Here is a 14,549-nt window from a genome sequence, read left to right on the forward strand (position 1 = left end):
GTGGTCGATCGGGCACGATGCGTCAGCTTCGTCTCCCCACGCCTGCGGAAGGTGACACGATGCGGCGATGGCAGTGACGACACAGGTGTTGGGTCGCAGCGGCATCGAGGTCAGCGCCCTCGGCATGGGGTGCTGGGCGATCGGTGGCCCCTGGGCCGAAGGATCCCAGCCGCTGGGCTGGGGCGCGGTCGACGATGAGGAGTCGGTGCGGGCCGTCCGCCGCGCCCTCGACCTCGGCGTGACCCTCTTCGACACCGCCGACACGTACGGCGCCGGGCACGGTGAACGGGTCCTCGGGCGGGCGCTGGTCGGCCGCCGGGACGAGGCGGTGATCGCCACCAAGTGGGGGTACACCTTCGACGAACGGGCCCGGCAGGCCACCGGCGAGGACGCCTCCCCGGCGTACCTGCGGCGGGCGGTCGTCGACTCCCTGCGTCGGCTGGGCACCGACCGGATCGACCTCTACCAGCTGCACCTGGGTGACCTGCCGCTGCCCCGGGTGGAGGCGCTGGTGGGCACCTGCGAGGACCTGGTCGCCGACGGCCTCGTCCGGGCGTACGGCTGGAGCACCGACCGGGCCGACCGGGCCGCCGGCTTCGCCCAGGTGGCTGCGCACGCCACCGCGATCCAGCACAACCTGTCGGTGCTGCGCGACGCGCCGGCGATGCTGGCCACCTGCGACAAGTACGACCTGGCCAGCGTCAACCGGGGACCGCTCGGGATGGGGCTGCTCACCGGCAAGTACACGGCGGGCTCCACCCTGCCCCGCGACGACGTGCGGGGAATGACCCCCGGATGGCTGGAGTGGTTCCGGGGTGGCCGGCCCGCGCCGGAGTGGCTGCGCCGGGTCACCGCCGTCCGTGGCGCGCTGACCGCCGACGGCCGGACCCTGGCCCAGGGCGCGCTGGGCTGGATCTGGGCACGCAGCGGCCGGGCGGTGCCGATCCCCGGCTGCCGAACCGTCGCCCAGGTGGAGGAGAACGCCGCCGCGCTGCGCCTCGGCCCGCTCACGCCGGACCACTTCGCCGAGGTGGAACGGCAGCTCGCCGCGCTGCGCACAGCCGCCCTCCGCGACGCCGACCGCCCCCACTGGCCGCTCCCCCCCATCCCCACCGCCCGCCCCTGACCACCCCACCCGCCCTTCCCCACCCCCACCCCACCCCTCCCGCCCCTCCCACCCCGTCGATCATGGAGTTGTGGGGCTCCGCATAACTCGCGTATCGGGGCTAAAACCCCACCACAACTCCATGATCGGCGCTGCGGGGTGGGTGGGGGTGGGGGTGGGTGGGGAAGGACGGGTGGGCTAGTGGGGGGTGGAGGGGGCGGCGGCGAGGTGGGCGGGCATCGGGTCGTGGTGGGAGAAGGTGCGGCGGAAGGTGCCGGTGCCGGCGGTCAGGGCGCGCAGCTCCACCGCGTAGCGCAGCAGTTCCAGGGCGGGCACCTCGGCCCGGATCAGGGTGCGGCCCTCGACGTCCGGGTCGGCCTCGGTGCCGAGCACCCGGCCCCGCCGGCCGGACAGGTCGCCCAGCACCGCCCCGACCGAGGAGTCGGCGACCCGGACCACCACCTCGTCCACCGGCTCCAGCAGCGTCGTCCCGCCCCGCCCGGCGGCGTCGCGCAGGGCGAGCGCGGCGGCGGTCTGGAACGCGGCGTCGGACGAGTCGACGCTGTGCGCCTTGCCGTCGACCAGGGTCACCCGCACGTCCACCACCGGGTGGCCGGCGACCAGCCCCTGCGCCAACTGCGCCCGTACGCCCTTCTCCACCGACGGTACGAAGTGGTGCGGCACCGCCCCGCCGACCACCCGGTCGACGAACTCGATCCCGGCACCCCGGGGCAACGGCTCCACCGTGAGGTCGCAGACCGCGTACTGGCCGTGCCCACCGGACTGCTTGACGTGCCGCCCGTGCCCGGTGGCGGCCACCGTGAACGTCTCCCGCAGCGGCACCCGCACCGGCTCGGTGTCCAGCTCCACCCCGCCGGCCCGGAGCCGGTCGAGCACCACGTCGGCGTGCGCCTCGCCCATGCACCACAGCACCAGCTGGTGGGTCTGCGGGTTGCGTTCCAGCCGCAGCGTCGGGTCGCCCACGATCAGCCGGCCCAGGTTGCGGGCGAGGGCGTCCTCGTCGGCGCGGCTGCGGGCCACCACCGCCACCGGGAGCAGCGGCTCCGGCATCTCCCACGGCGCGATCAGCAGCGGCTCGTCGCGCGCCGAGACGGTGTCGCCGGTCTCCGCGCTGCCCGACTTGGTGATCGCACAGATGTCACCCGCGACGCAGGCGTCCACCTCCCGCAGGGCCGCCCCGAGCGGACGGTAGACGTGCCCGATCCGCTCGTCGGCGTCGTGGTCGGGGTGCCCCCGGTCGGCCCTCCCGTGCCCGGACACGTGCACCGTCTGGTCGGGGCGCAGCGTCCCGGAGAAGACCCGGACCAGGCAGACCCGGCCGACGTGCCGGTCGACGGTGGTCCGGACCACCTCGGCGACCAGCGGGCCGTCCGGGTCGCAGTCCAGCGGCGGGCGGGGGGAGCCGTCCAGCCCGGTGACCGCCGGCACCGGCCGTTGCAGCGGCGACGGGAACGCCGACACCAGGCCGTCGAGCAGCACGTCCAGCCCGACGCCGGTGGCCGCGCAAACCGGCACCACCGGGTAGAAGTGTCCCCGGGCGACCGCCTTCTCCAGGTCGGCGACCAGCACCTGAGGGTCGATCTCCGCACCGTCGAGGTAGCGGTCCATCAGGGTCTCGTCCTCGCTCTCGGCGATGATCCCCTCGATCAGCTCGCCCCGGGACTCGGTGATCGCCGGCAGGTGCTGCGGGTCCGGGTCGCGCACGGTGGCGGGCAGCCCGGCCGAGTAGTCGTGCACCCGCCGGGTGACCAACGCCAGCAGACCGGCCACCGACTCGCCGTCGTCACCGAGCATCGGCAGGTGCAGCGGGAGCACGTTGTCCCCGAAGACCCGCTGGCACAGCGCCACCGCCTCGTCGAAGTCGGCACGCGGATGGTCCAGCCGGGCGACCGCCACCGCACGCGGCAGGTCGACCGCGGCGCACTCCTCCCACAGGGCGGCCGTGGCGGCGTCCATCCCGTCGACGGCGGACACCACGAACAGTGCCGCGTCGGCGGCCCGCAGACCGGCCCGCAGCTCGCCGACGAAGTCGCCGTACCCGGGGGTGTCCAGCAGGTTCACCGTCACCCCGGCGTGCACCAGCGGCGCGCAGGACAGGGCGACGGAACGCTGTTGGCGTACCGCGGCGGGGTCGTGGTCGCCGACGGTGGTGCCGGCGGCGACGCTGCCGGCCCGGTCGATCGTGCCGCTGGCTGCGAGCAGCGCCTCGACCAGGGTCGTCTTGCCGGCCCCCGAGTGCCCGACCAGCACCACGTTGCGTACGGTGCCGGGGTCGGTCACCGCCGGCACGCCGGTGGCAGCCCTGTCGTGGTTCCTCTGCGCCATCGCGGCGCACCTCCCTCAGCCGGTGGTGGATGGCGACCGCCGCGCGCGACGGGAAGCGGGGCCCGGTGCGGGTGCCGCGGCGCTATCCTCCGGTGACCCGCCGGCCGGACGACGGTCAACGGCCGCGACGGTGAGCTGGCTCACCTTCCACCCCGATCTCACACCCGGCGGGGGGCCGGCACAAGCCTCCCGGGCGGGTCGGGCGACCGGCCGTACCGCGCGGGACTGCCGGCCGTTATCGTGGGACCGCCATGGCGAAGATCTTCCAAGTGACGGCCCGCGCGGGCATGACCCGCGTCGTGGAGCCGGTCGCGCGCGGCCTGCTCCGCGCCGGTGTGTCCCCCAACGCGGTCACCGTGGCCGGCACCGTCGGCGTGCTCGTCGGCGCGCTCGGCTTCGGCGCCCGTGGCCACCTCGTCGCCGGAGCGTTGATCGTGACGTTCTTCGCGCTGACCGACATGCTCGACGGGACGATGGCCCGGATGAGCGGCGGATCGACCCGGTTCGGCGCGTTCCTCGACTCGTCGATGGACCGGGTCTCCGACAGTGCGGTGTTCGGCGCGGTCGCCTACTGGCTGGCCACCGAGGGCAACCACTCCGGGGTGGCCGCCGCGCTGCTCTGCCTGGCCGCCGGGGGACTGGTCTCCTACGTCAAGGCGCGCGCCGAGGGGTTGGGCATGAGCGCGAACGTGGGCGTCGCGGAACGCACCGAGCGGCTGCTGATCGTCGGGGTCGGTGGGCTGCTCACCGGCCTCGGGGTCGGCCCGGCCCTGGAGATCTCGCTCTGGCTGCTCGCCGCCGTGTCGATCTTCACGGTCGGCCAGCGGGTGGCCCACGTGTACCGGCAGGCGCAACTGGTCGGCCGCGAGTGAACCTCACCGAGCTCGGCTACGTCGCCGGCTGGCGGCTGGCCCGCGCGCTGCCCCGGCCCGTGGTCGCCGCCGCCTTCCGGGCCGGTGCCGACCACGCCCACCGGGGCCGCGGCAAGGGCGCCACCCGGCTGCGCGCCAACCTGCGCCGGGTGGTCGGCCCGGACCTGCCCGAGCCGGAGCTGGACGCGCTGGTCAGGCAGGGGCTGCGGTCGTACGCCAGGTACTGGATGGAGGCGTTCCGGCTGCCTTCGCTCAGCCGCCGGCAGATCCTCGACGGGTTCCACCTCGGGGGCTCGGACATGCTCGCCGCCGACGTGGCGGCCGGCCGGGGCGCGGTGGTGGCGTTGCCGCACGCGGGCAACTGGGACGCTGCCGGCGCCTGGGTCGCGGCCACCGGCTGGCCGATCACCACGGTTGCCGAACGACTCAAGCCGGAGGGCGTCTACCAGCGGTTCCTCGCCTTCCGGCAGACGCTCGGCATGGAGATCCTGCCCACCCACGGCGGTGCCCGGCCGGCCTTCGACGTGCTGGTGGACCGGCTGCACAGCGGCGCGGTGGTGCCGCTGCTGGCCGACCGGGACCTGTCCGCCCGGGGCATCGAGGTGGACTTCTTCGGCGCGCGGACCAAGATGCCGGCCGGGCCCGCCCTGCTGGCCATCCGCACCGGCGCCCCGCTCTACGTTGCGTCGCTGTGGTACGAACCGGAGATGCCGCGCGCGCAGTTGGAGGGCCCGCTGCCGGTGCCCGAACCGGACAGCGCACCCCTGGACGAGCGGGTCCGGGTGCTGACCCAGCGGATTGCCGACCGTCTGGCGGCGGGCATCGCCCGTCATCCGCAAGACTGGCACATGTTGCAGCGGATGTGGCTGGACCAGCGGGGCTCCACCGACGGCGGGTCCACCGCGCCGCCGCCCCCGGCCAGCGCCGGATCGGTCTGAGGGAGGGGGCGCCAGTGCGGATCGGCATCGTGTGCCCGTACTCCTTCGACGTCCCGGGCGGGGTGCAGAACCACGTCATGGACCTGGCCGAGGCGTTGCTCGGGCTGGGGCACGAGGTGAGCGTCCTGGCCCCCGCCGACGAGGAGTCGACGCTGCCGCCGTACGTGGTCTCCGCCGGCCGGGCGGTGCCGCTGCCGTACAACGGTTCGGTGGCCCGGATCGCGTTCGGGCCGGTCTCCACCGCCCGGGTGCGGCGCTGGCTCACCCGGGGCGACTTCGACGTGCTGCACGTGCACGAACCGCTCACCCCGAGCCTGTCGATGCTGGCGGTGCTCTCCGCCCGGGGGCCGGTGGTGGCCACCTTCCACACCGCGATGACCCGCTCCCGGGTGCTCGCCGCCGCCCAGGGGGTGCTCCAGATCCTGCTGGAGCGGATCACCGCCCGGATCGCGGTCAGCGCGCTGGCCCGCAAGGTGCAGGTCGAGCACATGGACGGCGGGGCGGTGGAGATCCCCAACGGGGTGGCGGTGGCGAAGTTCGCCGGCGTCGAGCCGTTGCCCGGCTGGCCGGGGGAGTGCGCCACCGGCAGCGGCGGGACGCTGGGTTTCCTCGGCCGGTTCACCGAGGCCCGCAAGGGCTTCCCGATCCTGCGGGACGCCTTCGTCGCGCTGGCCCCGCACCGGCCGGGGCTGCGCCTGCTGGTGGCCGGGCCCGGCGATCCGGACGACCTGTTCGGGCGGTTCCCGGCCGAACTGCGTGACCGGGTGACGTTCCTCGGCCTGGTCTCCGAGGTCGACAAGGCCCGGATGCTGCGCAGCGTCGACCTCTACGTCGCCCCGAACACCGGCGGCGAGTCGTTCGGCATGATCCTCACCGAGGCGCTCGCGGCCGGCGCCACCGTGGTCGCCAGCGACCTGGACGCGTTCCGTCGGGTGCTCGACGGCGGGCGGGCCGGCCGGCTCTTCCCGACCGGCGACCCGGTCGGCCTGCGTGCCGCCCTGGCGGAACTGCTCGACGACCCGGCGCAGCGGGCGGCGTTGACCGCCTGCGGCGACCAGGTGGTCGCCCACTTCGACTGGCCGGTGGTGGCCCGCCGGGTGGTGGAGGTCTACGCGGCGGCCATCGAGGCCACCGACGGGCGGGTCATCGACCAGGAGTGGGCGGGGCTGGGTGGTCCCGGGTGAGCACCACGCTGCCGCAGCTGTGGGCGGTGCTGGGCACCGCGGTCGTGGCCGCCCTGCTCGTGGTCTACCTGGTCTGGACGGCCGGCCGGGTCGAGCGGCTGCAGACCCGGGCGGAGTCGGCGGCACGGGCCCTCGACGCGCACCTGCTGCGCCGGGCCGCCGCCGCCGCGGTGCTGGCCGAGAAGCGCTACGGCGTCGAGTTGTACGCGGCGGCCCGGATCGCCCTGGACGCCGTCCCCGAGGAGCGGGAGGCGGCCGAGAACGACCTCACCCGGCAACTGCGGGCGGTCCGGCTCGACCCGGCCGATCCGGCGTGCGAGGCGGTGATCGCGGCGAGCCGGCGGCTGGCCCTGTCCCGGCAGGTGCACACGGACCTGGTCCGGGACGCCCGTAGCGCGCGTAGCCGACCGCTGGTGCGGGTGTGCCGGATGGGCCGTCGCCATCCGTGGCCGCGCTACTTCGACATCGACGACCCCACCCTGGCCCTGCCCGCCGACGTCCCCACGGGCTGACCCCACGGCGTGCCGGCCGGGCCGCCGGGGGCGCTGCGCGGACGTGGTGACGCGGGCCACAGGGCAGGCCACCGTGGGGCCGATTGGCTGTCGGAACGGCGTCGCCACGGTCGTAGCATCAGCCGGAACCCACCCCCCAGCACGTCCGAGGAGTGATGAGCCGTGCCCGAAACGACCTCCCCGAACGCCGGTGACGCCCAGGTCTGGGGCACCGCCCGCGTCAAGCGGGGCATGGCCGAGATGCTCAAGGGTGGCGTGATCATGGACGTGGTCACCGCCGAGCAGGCCAAGATCGCCGAGGACGCCGGCGCGGTGGCCGTGATGGCGCTGGAGCGGGTGCCGGCCGACATCCGGGCCCAGGGCGGCGTGTCCCGGATGAGCGACCCGGACATGATCGACGGCATCATCCAGGCCGTCTCCATCCCGGTGATGGCCAAGGCCCGGATCGGCCACTTCGTCGAGGCGCAGATCCTCCAGTCGCTCGGCGTCGACTACGTCGACGAGTCCGAGGTGCTGACCCCGGCCGACTACGCCAACCACATCGACAAGTGGGCGTTCACCGTCCCGTTCGTATGCGGCGCGACCAACCTGGGCGAGGCGCTGCGCCGGATCACCGAGGGTGCGGCCATGATCCGCTCCAAGGGTGAGGCGGGCACCGGGGACGTCTCCAACGCCACCATGCACATGCGGCGGATCCGGCAGGAGATCGCCCGGCTCAGCTCCCTGCCGGCCGACGAGTTGTTCGTCGCCGCCAAGGAGTTGCAGGCCCCGTACGAGCTGGTCCGGGAGGTCGCCGAGACGGGCAAGCTGCCGGTGGTGCTGTTCACCGCCGGGGGCATCGCCACCCCGGCCGACGCCGCGATGATGATGCAGCTCGGCGCGGAGGGCGTCTTCGTCGGCTCCGGCATCTTCAAGTCGGGCAACCCGGCCGAGCGGGCCGCGGCGATCGTCAAGGCCACCACCTTCCACGACGACCCGGACGTGCTGGCCAAGGTGTCCCGAGGACTGGGCGAGGCGATGGTCGGCATCAACGTCGACGAGATCCCGCAGCCGCACCGTCTCGCCGAGCGCGGCTGGTGACCCGGGGGCCACGACGTCGGGAGGGGCAGCCGTGCGCGGACCGGTGATCGGGGTGCTGGCGTTGCAGGGGGACGTCCGTGAGCACCTCACCGCTCTGGCCGGGGTCGGTGTCCACGCCCGCCCGGTGCGCCGGCCGGCCGAGCTGGACGCGGTCGACGGGCTGGTCCTTCCCGGCGGGGAGTCCACAACGATGAGCAAGCTGGTGGACATCTTCGGCCTGCGCGAGCCGGTCGACAAGCGGATCGCCGCCGGGATGCCGGTCTACGGCTCCTGCGCCGGCATGATCATGCTGGCCGCCGAGGTGCTGGACGGCCGCCCCGACCAGCGGGGTTTCGCCGGCATCGGGATGACCGTGCGACGCAACGCGTTCGGTCGCCAGGTGGACTCGTTCGAGGCCCCGGTGCGCATCGCCGGGGTCGACGGGCCCGCGTTCCACGCCGTCTTCATCCGGGCCCCCTGGGTCGAGCGGGTCGACCCCGGCGTCGAGGTGCTGGGTCGGGTCACCGGTGGCCCGGCCGTCGACCGGGTGGTCGCCGTCCGCCAGGGCAATCTGCTGGCCACCTCGTTCCACCCGGAGCTGACCGGCGACCTGCGCCTGCACCGCTACTTCGCCGACCTGGTCGCCGCCGCCCGCTGAGCCGGCCCGACCCGGGAACGAAAGCGGTCATTCGTGGCGATTTGCCGGGGGTCGGTGGTGGTGGCGCGCCGGGTGTGACGGCGGGGTCGGTGCTCTCGGTAGGATTGCCGCGGTTCGGCGCGGGCACTGCCCGTCGCAGCCCTCCAACGCGGCCGGTGCTGGCCCGGAGTCGGCGCGGCCAGCCGACGCGAGGCGTGAGTCAACAGACGGAGGTACGAGATGTCCGGCCACTCTAAATGGGCGACCACCAAGCACAAGAAGGCCGTCATCGACGCCAAGCGCGGCAAGATGTTCGCCAAGCTGATCAAGAACGTCGAGGTGGCGGCCCGCACCGGCGGCGGTGACCCGGCCGGCAACCCGACCCTCTTCGACGCCATCCAGAAGGCCAAGAAGAGTTCGGTGCCGAACGACAACATCGACCGCGCGGTCAAGCGCGGCTCCGGCCTGGAGGCCGGCGGCGCCGACTGGCAGACCATCATGTACGAGGGGTACGGCCCGAACGGCGTGGCCATGCTGATCGAGTGCCTGACCGACAACCGCAACCGGGCCGCCACCGAGGTCCGTACCGCGCTGACCCGCAACGGCGGCTCGCTCGCCGACGCCGGCTCGGTGTCGTACATGTTCTCCCGCAAGGGCGTGGTGATCGTCCCCAAGGCCGACACCACCGAGGACGACGTGATGATGGCGGTCCTCGACGCCGGCGCCGAGGAGGTCAACGACCTCGGTGAGGCGTACGAGGTGGTCTCCGAGCCGACCGACCTGATCGCGGTCCGCACCGCCCTGCAGGAGTCCGGGATCGAGTACGAGTCGGCCGAGTCCTCGCTGATCCCCAGCGTCAACGTGCCGCTCGACGAGGACGGCGCACGCAAGATCTTCAAGCTGATCGACGTGCTGGAGGACTGCGACGACGTGCAGAACGTCTACGCCAACTTCGACGTCTCGGACGACGTGATGGCCGCGGTGGACGCCTGACGGTCGGGCCGGCACGCCGGTTCCCGCCGGGCGACGTGGTCGTCCGGCGGGAGATCCTGCGTGGTGAGGTCTGGTTCGGCTGCCCCACCATCTGCCTGGCGGACACCGACGACCCGTTGGCGCTCTACCTGCCGCCGGTGCCGCCGGGCTGGGCCGCCGTGCCGGGCTGACCTGACCCGTCCCGTGCAGCCCGGCTCCCGGACCGCACGACGGGCCGGCGTGGGTACGCCGGGCCCGTCGGGTGCGGGTCGGCTCAGCGCGCCTGGCGGCGCGTCTTCACGGCGCTGTCGATCAGCCCCCAGACCACCACCCCGGCCGCGCTCAGCGCGATGACGACTCCGAGGGTGTCCCGGTTGTCCTGGTCGGCGAGCCAGCTCAGCCGGTCGGCCAGGGCGGGGTTGAGTAGCCGGTCGCTCAGCGCCAGCCACGCCACCGGCAGCGCGAAGGCCACGTCGAGCAGGCCCTTGACCCCGAACAGTGGCCAGGTCCACCGTCCGATCCGGTACTTGACGATCTCGAACACCACGCTGGCGGCCAGCACCACGATCAGCGCCGGCAGCCAGAACGCCCACAGCGCCGGGGCGAGGAGCGGGATGTTGCCGCCGTCGGTGTCGCGCACCCACGACTGGAAGTGCTGCAGGGGCAGGTACCCGATGGCCAGCGCCAGCATGGCCACCGTGGCGACGGTCTCGGCGAGGGAGACGTCCCGGTGGGTGGGGACGTCGGGGAGTTGGTCGACGGTCCAGCCGGGCATGGCGGTGCCCGGTTGGGCGCGTTCGATGACGGCGAACGTGAGGGTGAGCCAGAAGGCGATCTGGACGCCCACCTGCATGGCGGCGACGATGCCCGGACCGATGGCGCCGAATCCGTTGCCCTGCGCCACCTTGACGATCACGACGACCGTGCCGACGATCGCCGGGATGAAACTGAGCAGCAGTTTGAGCAGCCGGAGCCAGACGAGGTAGTAGGCCGGGCCGATGAGCTGGAGCCGGCGGTCGGCGTACCGGGAGGCCAACAGGTCCGGATCGCCCAGCTCGGTGAGCACCTCCCGCTCGGCGGCGGCGGTGTGCTGGCCGCCGCCGCTCCGGTCCTCGATCATGTCCTCGATCGAGGCGCGCAACTCGGTGGCGATCTCGTCGCGACGCTCGACGGGCACCGAGCGGAGCGTCGCCGCGAGGTAGCGGTCGGTCAGGGTGTTCATCGGTCGGCTCCTTCGATCAGCCCGGTCACGGAGGTCTGTACGGCGGCGAGGTCGTCGAGCAGCCGGGTCAGCACCGTCTCGCCCTCGGCGCTGGTCCGGTAGAACTTGCGTGGCCGGCTTTCCTCGGTGTTCCACTCGCTGGTCAGCAGCCCCTGTTCCTCCAGCCGCCGCAGCAGCGGATAGAGGGTGTTGGCGTCGACCGGGAAGCCGTGCCCGGCCAGACGTTGCAGCAGTGCGTAGCCGTAGTCGGGCGTGCGCAGGGCCAGCAGGCTGGCGACCACCACCGTGCCGCGGCGCAGCTCCTGGAGATGGGTCCGCAGAACCTCTTCGTTGACCATACGTCACACCATACTGTGTGGCACACACTAATGTCCATCGGCGCAGCAATGTAGGAGTCGGCACCATGCGAGCCGGGGCGTCGGGAAAACCCCGACGCCCCGGCTCCGACCGGCTGGTCAGCAGGGATGGCCCTGCCGGAAGGCCCGCTCGACGTGGTCCGCCAGCCCGACCTGGAAGTAGCCGACTCCCGGTCGGATCGGGTGCCCGGTGAACAACTCGACCCGGTTGCCGAACCGCACCAGGTACGCCGTGTCGTCCCCGGCGTCGTTGTGGATGAACTCGCCCCGGGAGCCGTAGATCCGCGCCACCTCGGCGAAGGACATGCCCACGCTCGCCCCGGCCGGCGAGCGGGGCGGGGCGGTGGCGGTACCCATCTCGACCAGCCGTCCGTTGCGGAAGGCCACCATGATCTTCCCGGCCCACTCGCCGGTGACGCCGGCCGTGACCACGCCCTCGCAGTCGACGACCGTCCAGTCGATCAGTCCGGCCGCGGTGAGCCGGGTCAGTGACGCGCCGATCCGGAACGGCCCCGCCCCCCGGACGCTGAGCAGGTCGGTGCCGCCGGTGGGGCGCCCGGGGAGGCCGCCCGACCGCAGCTCGGCGGCGACCCCCGACGCGCGGTCCACCGTGGAACCCGACGCGACGTCGGGATGCGCCCCGGCCGGTACCGCCGGCGCGACGACGGCCAGGGCCAGCACGCCGGTGAGCAGGATGGTGCGGAGACGATGCATGACAACTCCTTCGCAGGTACGGGTCTGTCGTTCTGTTGGTCTCCGCCGGGCCGGAATCCGTTCGTCGGCTTTCCGACCGCCTCCGGCGCACACCGGCACCCGCCGACGCCGGATACCGTGCGGTGGGGGTGGAACGATGGGCATTCCGGCGTGGATCGGGCCCTACCGGGTGCAACGGCTGCTCGGTGCGGGCTCCTTCGCGACCGTCTGGCTCGGTCACGACCCCGCTCTCGACTCCCGGGTGGCGATCAAGGTGCTGGCCGAGAACTGGAGTCACGACCTGCGGGTCCGCGAACGCTTCCGGGACGAGGCCCGGCTGCTGCGGCGGCTCGACCACCCCCGGCTGGTACGGGTGCACGCGGTCGGCGAACTACCCGACGGTCGGCCGTACGCGGTGCTGGCCCTGGCTGACGGTGGAAGCCTGCGGGACCGGCTGGCCGCCGGGACGCCTCCGGTGCCGCCGGCCCTGGAGCTGCTCGACGAGATCGCCGCCGGGGTCGCCGTGCTGCACCGGGAGCGGGTGGTGCACCGCGACCTCACCCCGGGCAACGTGCTGTTCACCTCGACCGCCGACGGGGAACGGGTGGTCATCGCCGACCTCGGATTGGCCAAGGCGCTCGCCGCCGCCTCCGGGCTGACCGCCCGCGCCGGCACGCCCGGCTACATGGCGCCCGAACAGGACGATCCGCTGGCCGTGGTGGACACCCGCAGCGACGTGTTCGGGCTGGGTCGGCTCGGCCTGCGGTTGCTCGGCGGCCCCGGCCCCCGGCCGCACCTGGACGGGGTGCCCGCGCCGGTGGTGGCGGTGCTGCGCCGGGCCACCGCCCCCCGCCCCGCCGACCGCTACCCCGACGCGGACGCCTTCCGGGCGGCGTTGCGCCGGGCCGCCGGTCCACCCGACGACCCCGCCACCCGGCGACCGGGGAGGGCGTTCCCGGCGGGGGAGGGGCGGCCGGTCAGCCGGGCCGGGTCGGCTGCCGGTCGCCGGGTGGCGCGCCGGCTCGGCCTGGCCGGGGCCCTGATCCTGGTCGCGGTGGGTGCCACCGGCGGTGACGCCACCCGACCCACGGCCGACGGCCGGTGGGGCCGCAGCGGGCCGGTGAGCGTGCTCCTGCCGGCCGGCTGGCGGGCCGCCGGGACGGGCTGGGCCGGCCGGTACGACGCGCGGGGGCGGCTCGAACCGGCGCTTGTCGTCTCGCCCGACCCGGGCCGGTGGGCGACCGACCCGACCATGCCCGGTGCCTTCGTCGGTCTCTCCGCGACCCTGGGCCGCTGGTCCACCCCGGCGGACTTCGTCGCGCAGCGTCCGCACGCCGACTGCGTGGCCGCCCCGGTACGGCGGGTCCGCCGGGGCGCGACGGTCTGGGTGGTCGCCCGGTTCACCTGCCCGGCGGGTCGGCCGGTACTGGTCGAGGCTGCCGCCCGTGCCGGCCGGGCCGGGTTGCTCTACGCGCAGGTCGTCCCGCCGCCGGGCAGCGGGCCGGACGTCGTCGACGCACTGCTGGCCGGGGTGCGCGTCCGTCCCGGCTAGACGACCACCACTGTGACCAGGTACGTCGTCCCCTCGTACGGGATGGTCACCCCGATCGTGCCGGCGCGCAGGAAGCGGAGGTCGACCACGCCGGCCTCGTAGTTCTGGTCGACCAGGTCCTCCCGGTCCACCGTGACCTCGCCGGGTCCGATCCCCTGGAGCCGGAGCACCCCGCCGACTCCCAGGCACAGCGAGGTCAGCAGCGCCAGCTCGGTGTCGGCGAGGACCAGGTCGTAGCGGACCGGGCCCAGGCAGGCGCTCGGCCGGGGGCTCGCCGACGGTGGCCGGGTGCCCGGGGTCCGGTCGGGGGTGGACGGTGCCGCTGTGGACCGCGTCGGCAGCGCCGCCACGCTGCGTGGGGTCGGGCCGGTGGGGGTCGGGGCCACGGTGGCCGGGGGTGCGGTCGTCGGGATCGCCGGGGTGGGCGTCGGTGCCCGGACCGGGAGCGGGGCGACCGGGGCCGCGCAGCCGGTCACCGGTACGAGCAGCAGCACGGCGGCCAGCCACCGGCCGGTCCGCTCAGCCACCGGTCAACCGTTCCCGGACCTGGCGGCGGGCCTGGTGGACGCGGGACTTCACGGTGCCCTCCGGCGTATCGAGCAGGGTGGCGATCTCGGAGTAGGGCAGGCCGAGCAGGTCGCGCAGGGTCAGCGCCTCGGCCGCCTCGGGGCGGACCGTGTCCAACGCGTCGAGCAGGTCGAGCCGGGTACCGGCGACCACGCTGGTGCGTCGGGGGTCCGGCGGGTCGGGCAGCGGCACCCCGCCGGCCTCGACCTGCCAGCGCCGGCGCAGCGCCCGGTAGGTCGACCGGGCCCGGTTGGCGGTGAGCCGGTACAGCCAGGTGTGGAACGACGAGCGGCCCTCGAAGCGTCCGATGCCCCGGGCCACCGCGAGCAGGGCGTCCTGGCAGGCCTCCTCGGCGTCCTCCCGGTGGGGCAGCAGCCGGCCGCACAGCCGCAGGACCTCGGGGCGTACCGCCGTCAGCAGCGCGTCGAGGGCACCCGGCTCACCCCGGGCGGCGGCGTGGGCCAGGTCGTCGATGTCGTCCGCGAGGAGCATGGCCGTCCCCCGACCGAGGTGGTGTGGTGTGCCGTCGAGGCT

16 protein-coding genes are annotated in these 14,549 nt (G+C 74.2%); 10 read left to right on the forward strand and 6 right to left on the reverse strand.

Annotated elements, in window-relative coordinates:
- Positions 1-67: 67 nt before the first annotated feature.
- Positions 68-1,126 carry an aldo/keto reductase gene (locus ACN268_RS32230; RefSeq protein WP_421486746.1) on the forward strand — a complete coding sequence of 353 codons (1,059 nt, stop codon included), beginning with the start codon at positions 68-70 and terminating at the stop codon, positions 1,124-1,126.
- Positions 1,127-1,303: 177 nt separating this feature from the next.
- Here the strand turns inward: ACN268_RS32230 and ACN268_RS32235 are convergent, their stop codons facing one another.
- Complete coding sequence (locus ACN268_RS32235; RefSeq protein ID WP_421486747.1) at positions 1,304-3,451, reverse strand: elongation factor G-like protein EF-G2; 2,148 nt, start codon at positions 3,449-3,451, stop codon at positions 1,304-1,306.
- A gap of 251 nt (positions 3,452-3,702) precedes the next feature.
- On the opposite strand from ACN268_RS32235, the gene pgsA reads away from it, so the two are divergent.
- The 8 genes from pgsA (at position 3,703) to ACN268_RS32275 (ending at position 9,816) form a co-directional block, all read left to right on the forward strand.
- Positions 3,703-4,323, forward strand: coding sequence for a phosphatidylinositol phosphate synthase (pgsA, locus tag ACN268_RS32240; protein ID WP_421486748.1), 621 nt, complete (start codon positions 3,703-3,705; stop codon positions 4,321-4,323).
- Complete coding sequence (locus tag ACN268_RS32245; protein WP_421486749.1) at positions 4,320-5,261, forward strand: phosphatidylinositol mannoside acyltransferase; 942 nt, start codon at positions 4,320-4,322, stop codon at positions 5,259-5,261. Before pgsA ends, ACN268_RS32245 begins: the two co-directional genes overlap by 4 nt.
- A 14-nt stretch (positions 5,262-5,275) precedes the next feature.
- Complete coding sequence (locus ACN268_RS32250) at positions 5,276-6,445, forward strand: glycosyltransferase family 4 protein (RefSeq protein WP_421486750.1); 1,170 nt, start codon at positions 5,276-5,278, stop codon at positions 6,443-6,445.
- Between the two features lie 8 nt (positions 6,446-6,453).
- Positions 6,454-6,957: a hypothetical protein gene (locus ACN268_RS32255; protein ID WP_421487059.1), complete on the forward strand. Its 504-nt coding sequence runs from the start codon at positions 6,454-6,456 to the stop codon at positions 6,955-6,957.
- A gap of 162 nt (positions 6,958-7,119) precedes the next feature.
- A complete protein-coding gene (pdxS, locus tag ACN268_RS32260; RefSeq protein ID WP_421486751.1) occupies positions 7,120-8,037 on the forward strand; it encodes a pyridoxal 5'-phosphate synthase lyase subunit PdxS in 918 nt (305 codons plus the stop codon).
- Positions 8,038-8,068: 31 nt separating this feature from the next.
- On the forward strand, positions 8,069-8,674 hold the full coding sequence (gene pdxT, locus ACN268_RS32265; protein ID WP_421486752.1) for a pyridoxal 5'-phosphate synthase glutaminase subunit PdxT: 606 nt from the start codon (positions 8,069-8,071) through the stop codon (positions 8,672-8,674).
- A 219-nt stretch (positions 8,675-8,893) separates the two neighbouring features.
- Positions 8,894-9,646, forward strand: coding sequence for a YebC/PmpR family DNA-binding transcriptional regulator (locus tag ACN268_RS32270; RefSeq protein WP_204961337.1), 753 nt, complete (start codon positions 8,894-8,896; stop codon positions 9,644-9,646).
- Positions 9,647-9,681: 35 nt separating this feature from the next.
- Positions 9,682-9,816, forward strand: coding sequence for a hypothetical protein (locus tag ACN268_RS32275; protein ID WP_421486753.1), 135 nt, complete (start codon positions 9,682-9,684; stop codon positions 9,814-9,816).
- A gap of 83 nt (positions 9,817-9,899) precedes the next feature.
- Here ACN268_RS32275 and ACN268_RS32280 read toward each other — a convergent pair whose 3' ends face one another.
- The 3 genes from ACN268_RS32280 to ACN268_RS32290 form a co-directional block, all read right to left on the reverse strand.
- Positions 9,900-10,847, reverse strand: a complete 948-nt coding sequence (locus tag ACN268_RS32280) for a permease prefix domain 1-containing protein (protein ID WP_421486754.1) — start codon at positions 10,845-10,847, stop codon at positions 9,900-9,902.
- Positions 10,844-11,185 carry a PadR family transcriptional regulator gene (locus ACN268_RS32285; RefSeq protein WP_421486755.1) on the reverse strand — a complete coding sequence of 114 codons (342 nt, stop codon included), beginning with the start codon at positions 11,183-11,185 and terminating at the stop codon, positions 10,844-10,846. The genes ACN268_RS32280 and ACN268_RS32285 overlap by 4 nt, the downstream gene beginning before the upstream one ends.
- A gap of 117 nt (positions 11,186-11,302) precedes the next feature.
- Positions 11,303-11,917, reverse strand: coding sequence for a hypothetical protein (locus ACN268_RS32290; protein WP_421486756.1), 615 nt, complete (start codon positions 11,915-11,917; stop codon positions 11,303-11,305).
- Between the two features lie 136 nt (positions 11,918-12,053).
- Here ACN268_RS32290 and ACN268_RS32295 point away from each other — a divergent pair, with 136 nt between their 5' ends.
- Positions 12,054-13,448 (forward strand): protein kinase domain-containing protein, encoded by a 1,395-nt coding sequence (locus tag ACN268_RS32295; protein WP_421486757.1) that lies wholly within the window; start codon positions 12,054-12,056, stop codon positions 13,446-13,448.
- Here the strand turns inward: ACN268_RS32295 and ACN268_RS32300 are convergent.
- Both ACN268_RS32300 and ACN268_RS32305 read right to left on the reverse strand, forming a co-directional pair.
- Entirely contained in the window at positions 13,445-13,975 is a 531-nt protein-coding gene (locus tag ACN268_RS32300) for a hypothetical protein (RefSeq protein WP_421486758.1), read from the reverse strand. The two genes, ACN268_RS32295 and ACN268_RS32300, sit on opposite strands and share 4 nt — an antisense overlap.
- Positions 13,968-14,507 carry an RNA polymerase sigma factor gene (locus ACN268_RS32305; protein ID WP_421486759.1) on the reverse strand — a complete coding sequence of 180 codons (540 nt, stop codon included), beginning with the start codon at positions 14,505-14,507 and terminating at the stop codon, positions 13,968-13,970. The genes ACN268_RS32300 and ACN268_RS32305 overlap by 8 nt, the downstream gene beginning before the upstream one ends.
- Positions 14,508-14,549: the final 42 nt, after the last annotated feature.

It is taken from the genome of Micromonospora sp. WMMD735 (genome assembly GCF_049178995.1).
In the GTDB taxonomy this organism is placed as follows: Bacteria; Actinomycetota; Actinomycetes; order Mycobacteriales; family Micromonosporaceae; genus Micromonospora; species Micromonospora wenchangensis.

Coding starts and splice junctions, on each gene's coding strand:
- ACN268_RS32295 (WP_421486757.1), top strand. CDS start 12,054: ATGGGCATTCCGGCGTGGATCGGGCCCTACCGGGTGCAACGGCTGCTC.
- ACN268_RS32280 (WP_421486754.1), bottom strand. CDS start 10,847: ATGAACACCCTGACCGACCGCTACCTCGCGGCGACGCTCCGCTCGGTG.
- ACN268_RS32270 (WP_204961337.1), top strand. CDS start 8,894: ATGTCCGGCCACTCTAAATGGGCGACCACCAAGCACAAGAAGGCCGTC.
- ACN268_RS32285 (WP_421486755.1), bottom strand. CDS start 11,185: ATGGTCAACGAAGAGGTTCTGCGGACCCATCTCCAGGAGCTGCGCCGC.
- ACN268_RS32235 (WP_421486747.1), bottom strand. CDS start 3,451: ATGGCGCAGAGGAACCACGACAGGGCTGCCACCGGCGTGCCGGCGGTG.
- ACN268_RS32290 (WP_421486756.1), bottom strand. CDS start 11,917: ATGCATCGTCTCCGCACCATCCTGCTCACCGGCGTGCTGGCCCTGGCC.
- ACN268_RS32305 (WP_421486759.1), bottom strand. CDS start 14,507: ATGCTCCTCGCGGACGACATCGACGACCTGGCCCACGCCGCCGCCCGG.
- ACN268_RS32230 (WP_421486746.1), top strand. CDS start 68: ATGGCAGTGACGACACAGGTGTTGGGTCGCAGCGGCATCGAGGTCAGC.
- pgsA (WP_421486748.1), top strand. CDS start 3,703: ATGGCGAAGATCTTCCAAGTGACGGCCCGCGCGGGCATGACCCGCGTC.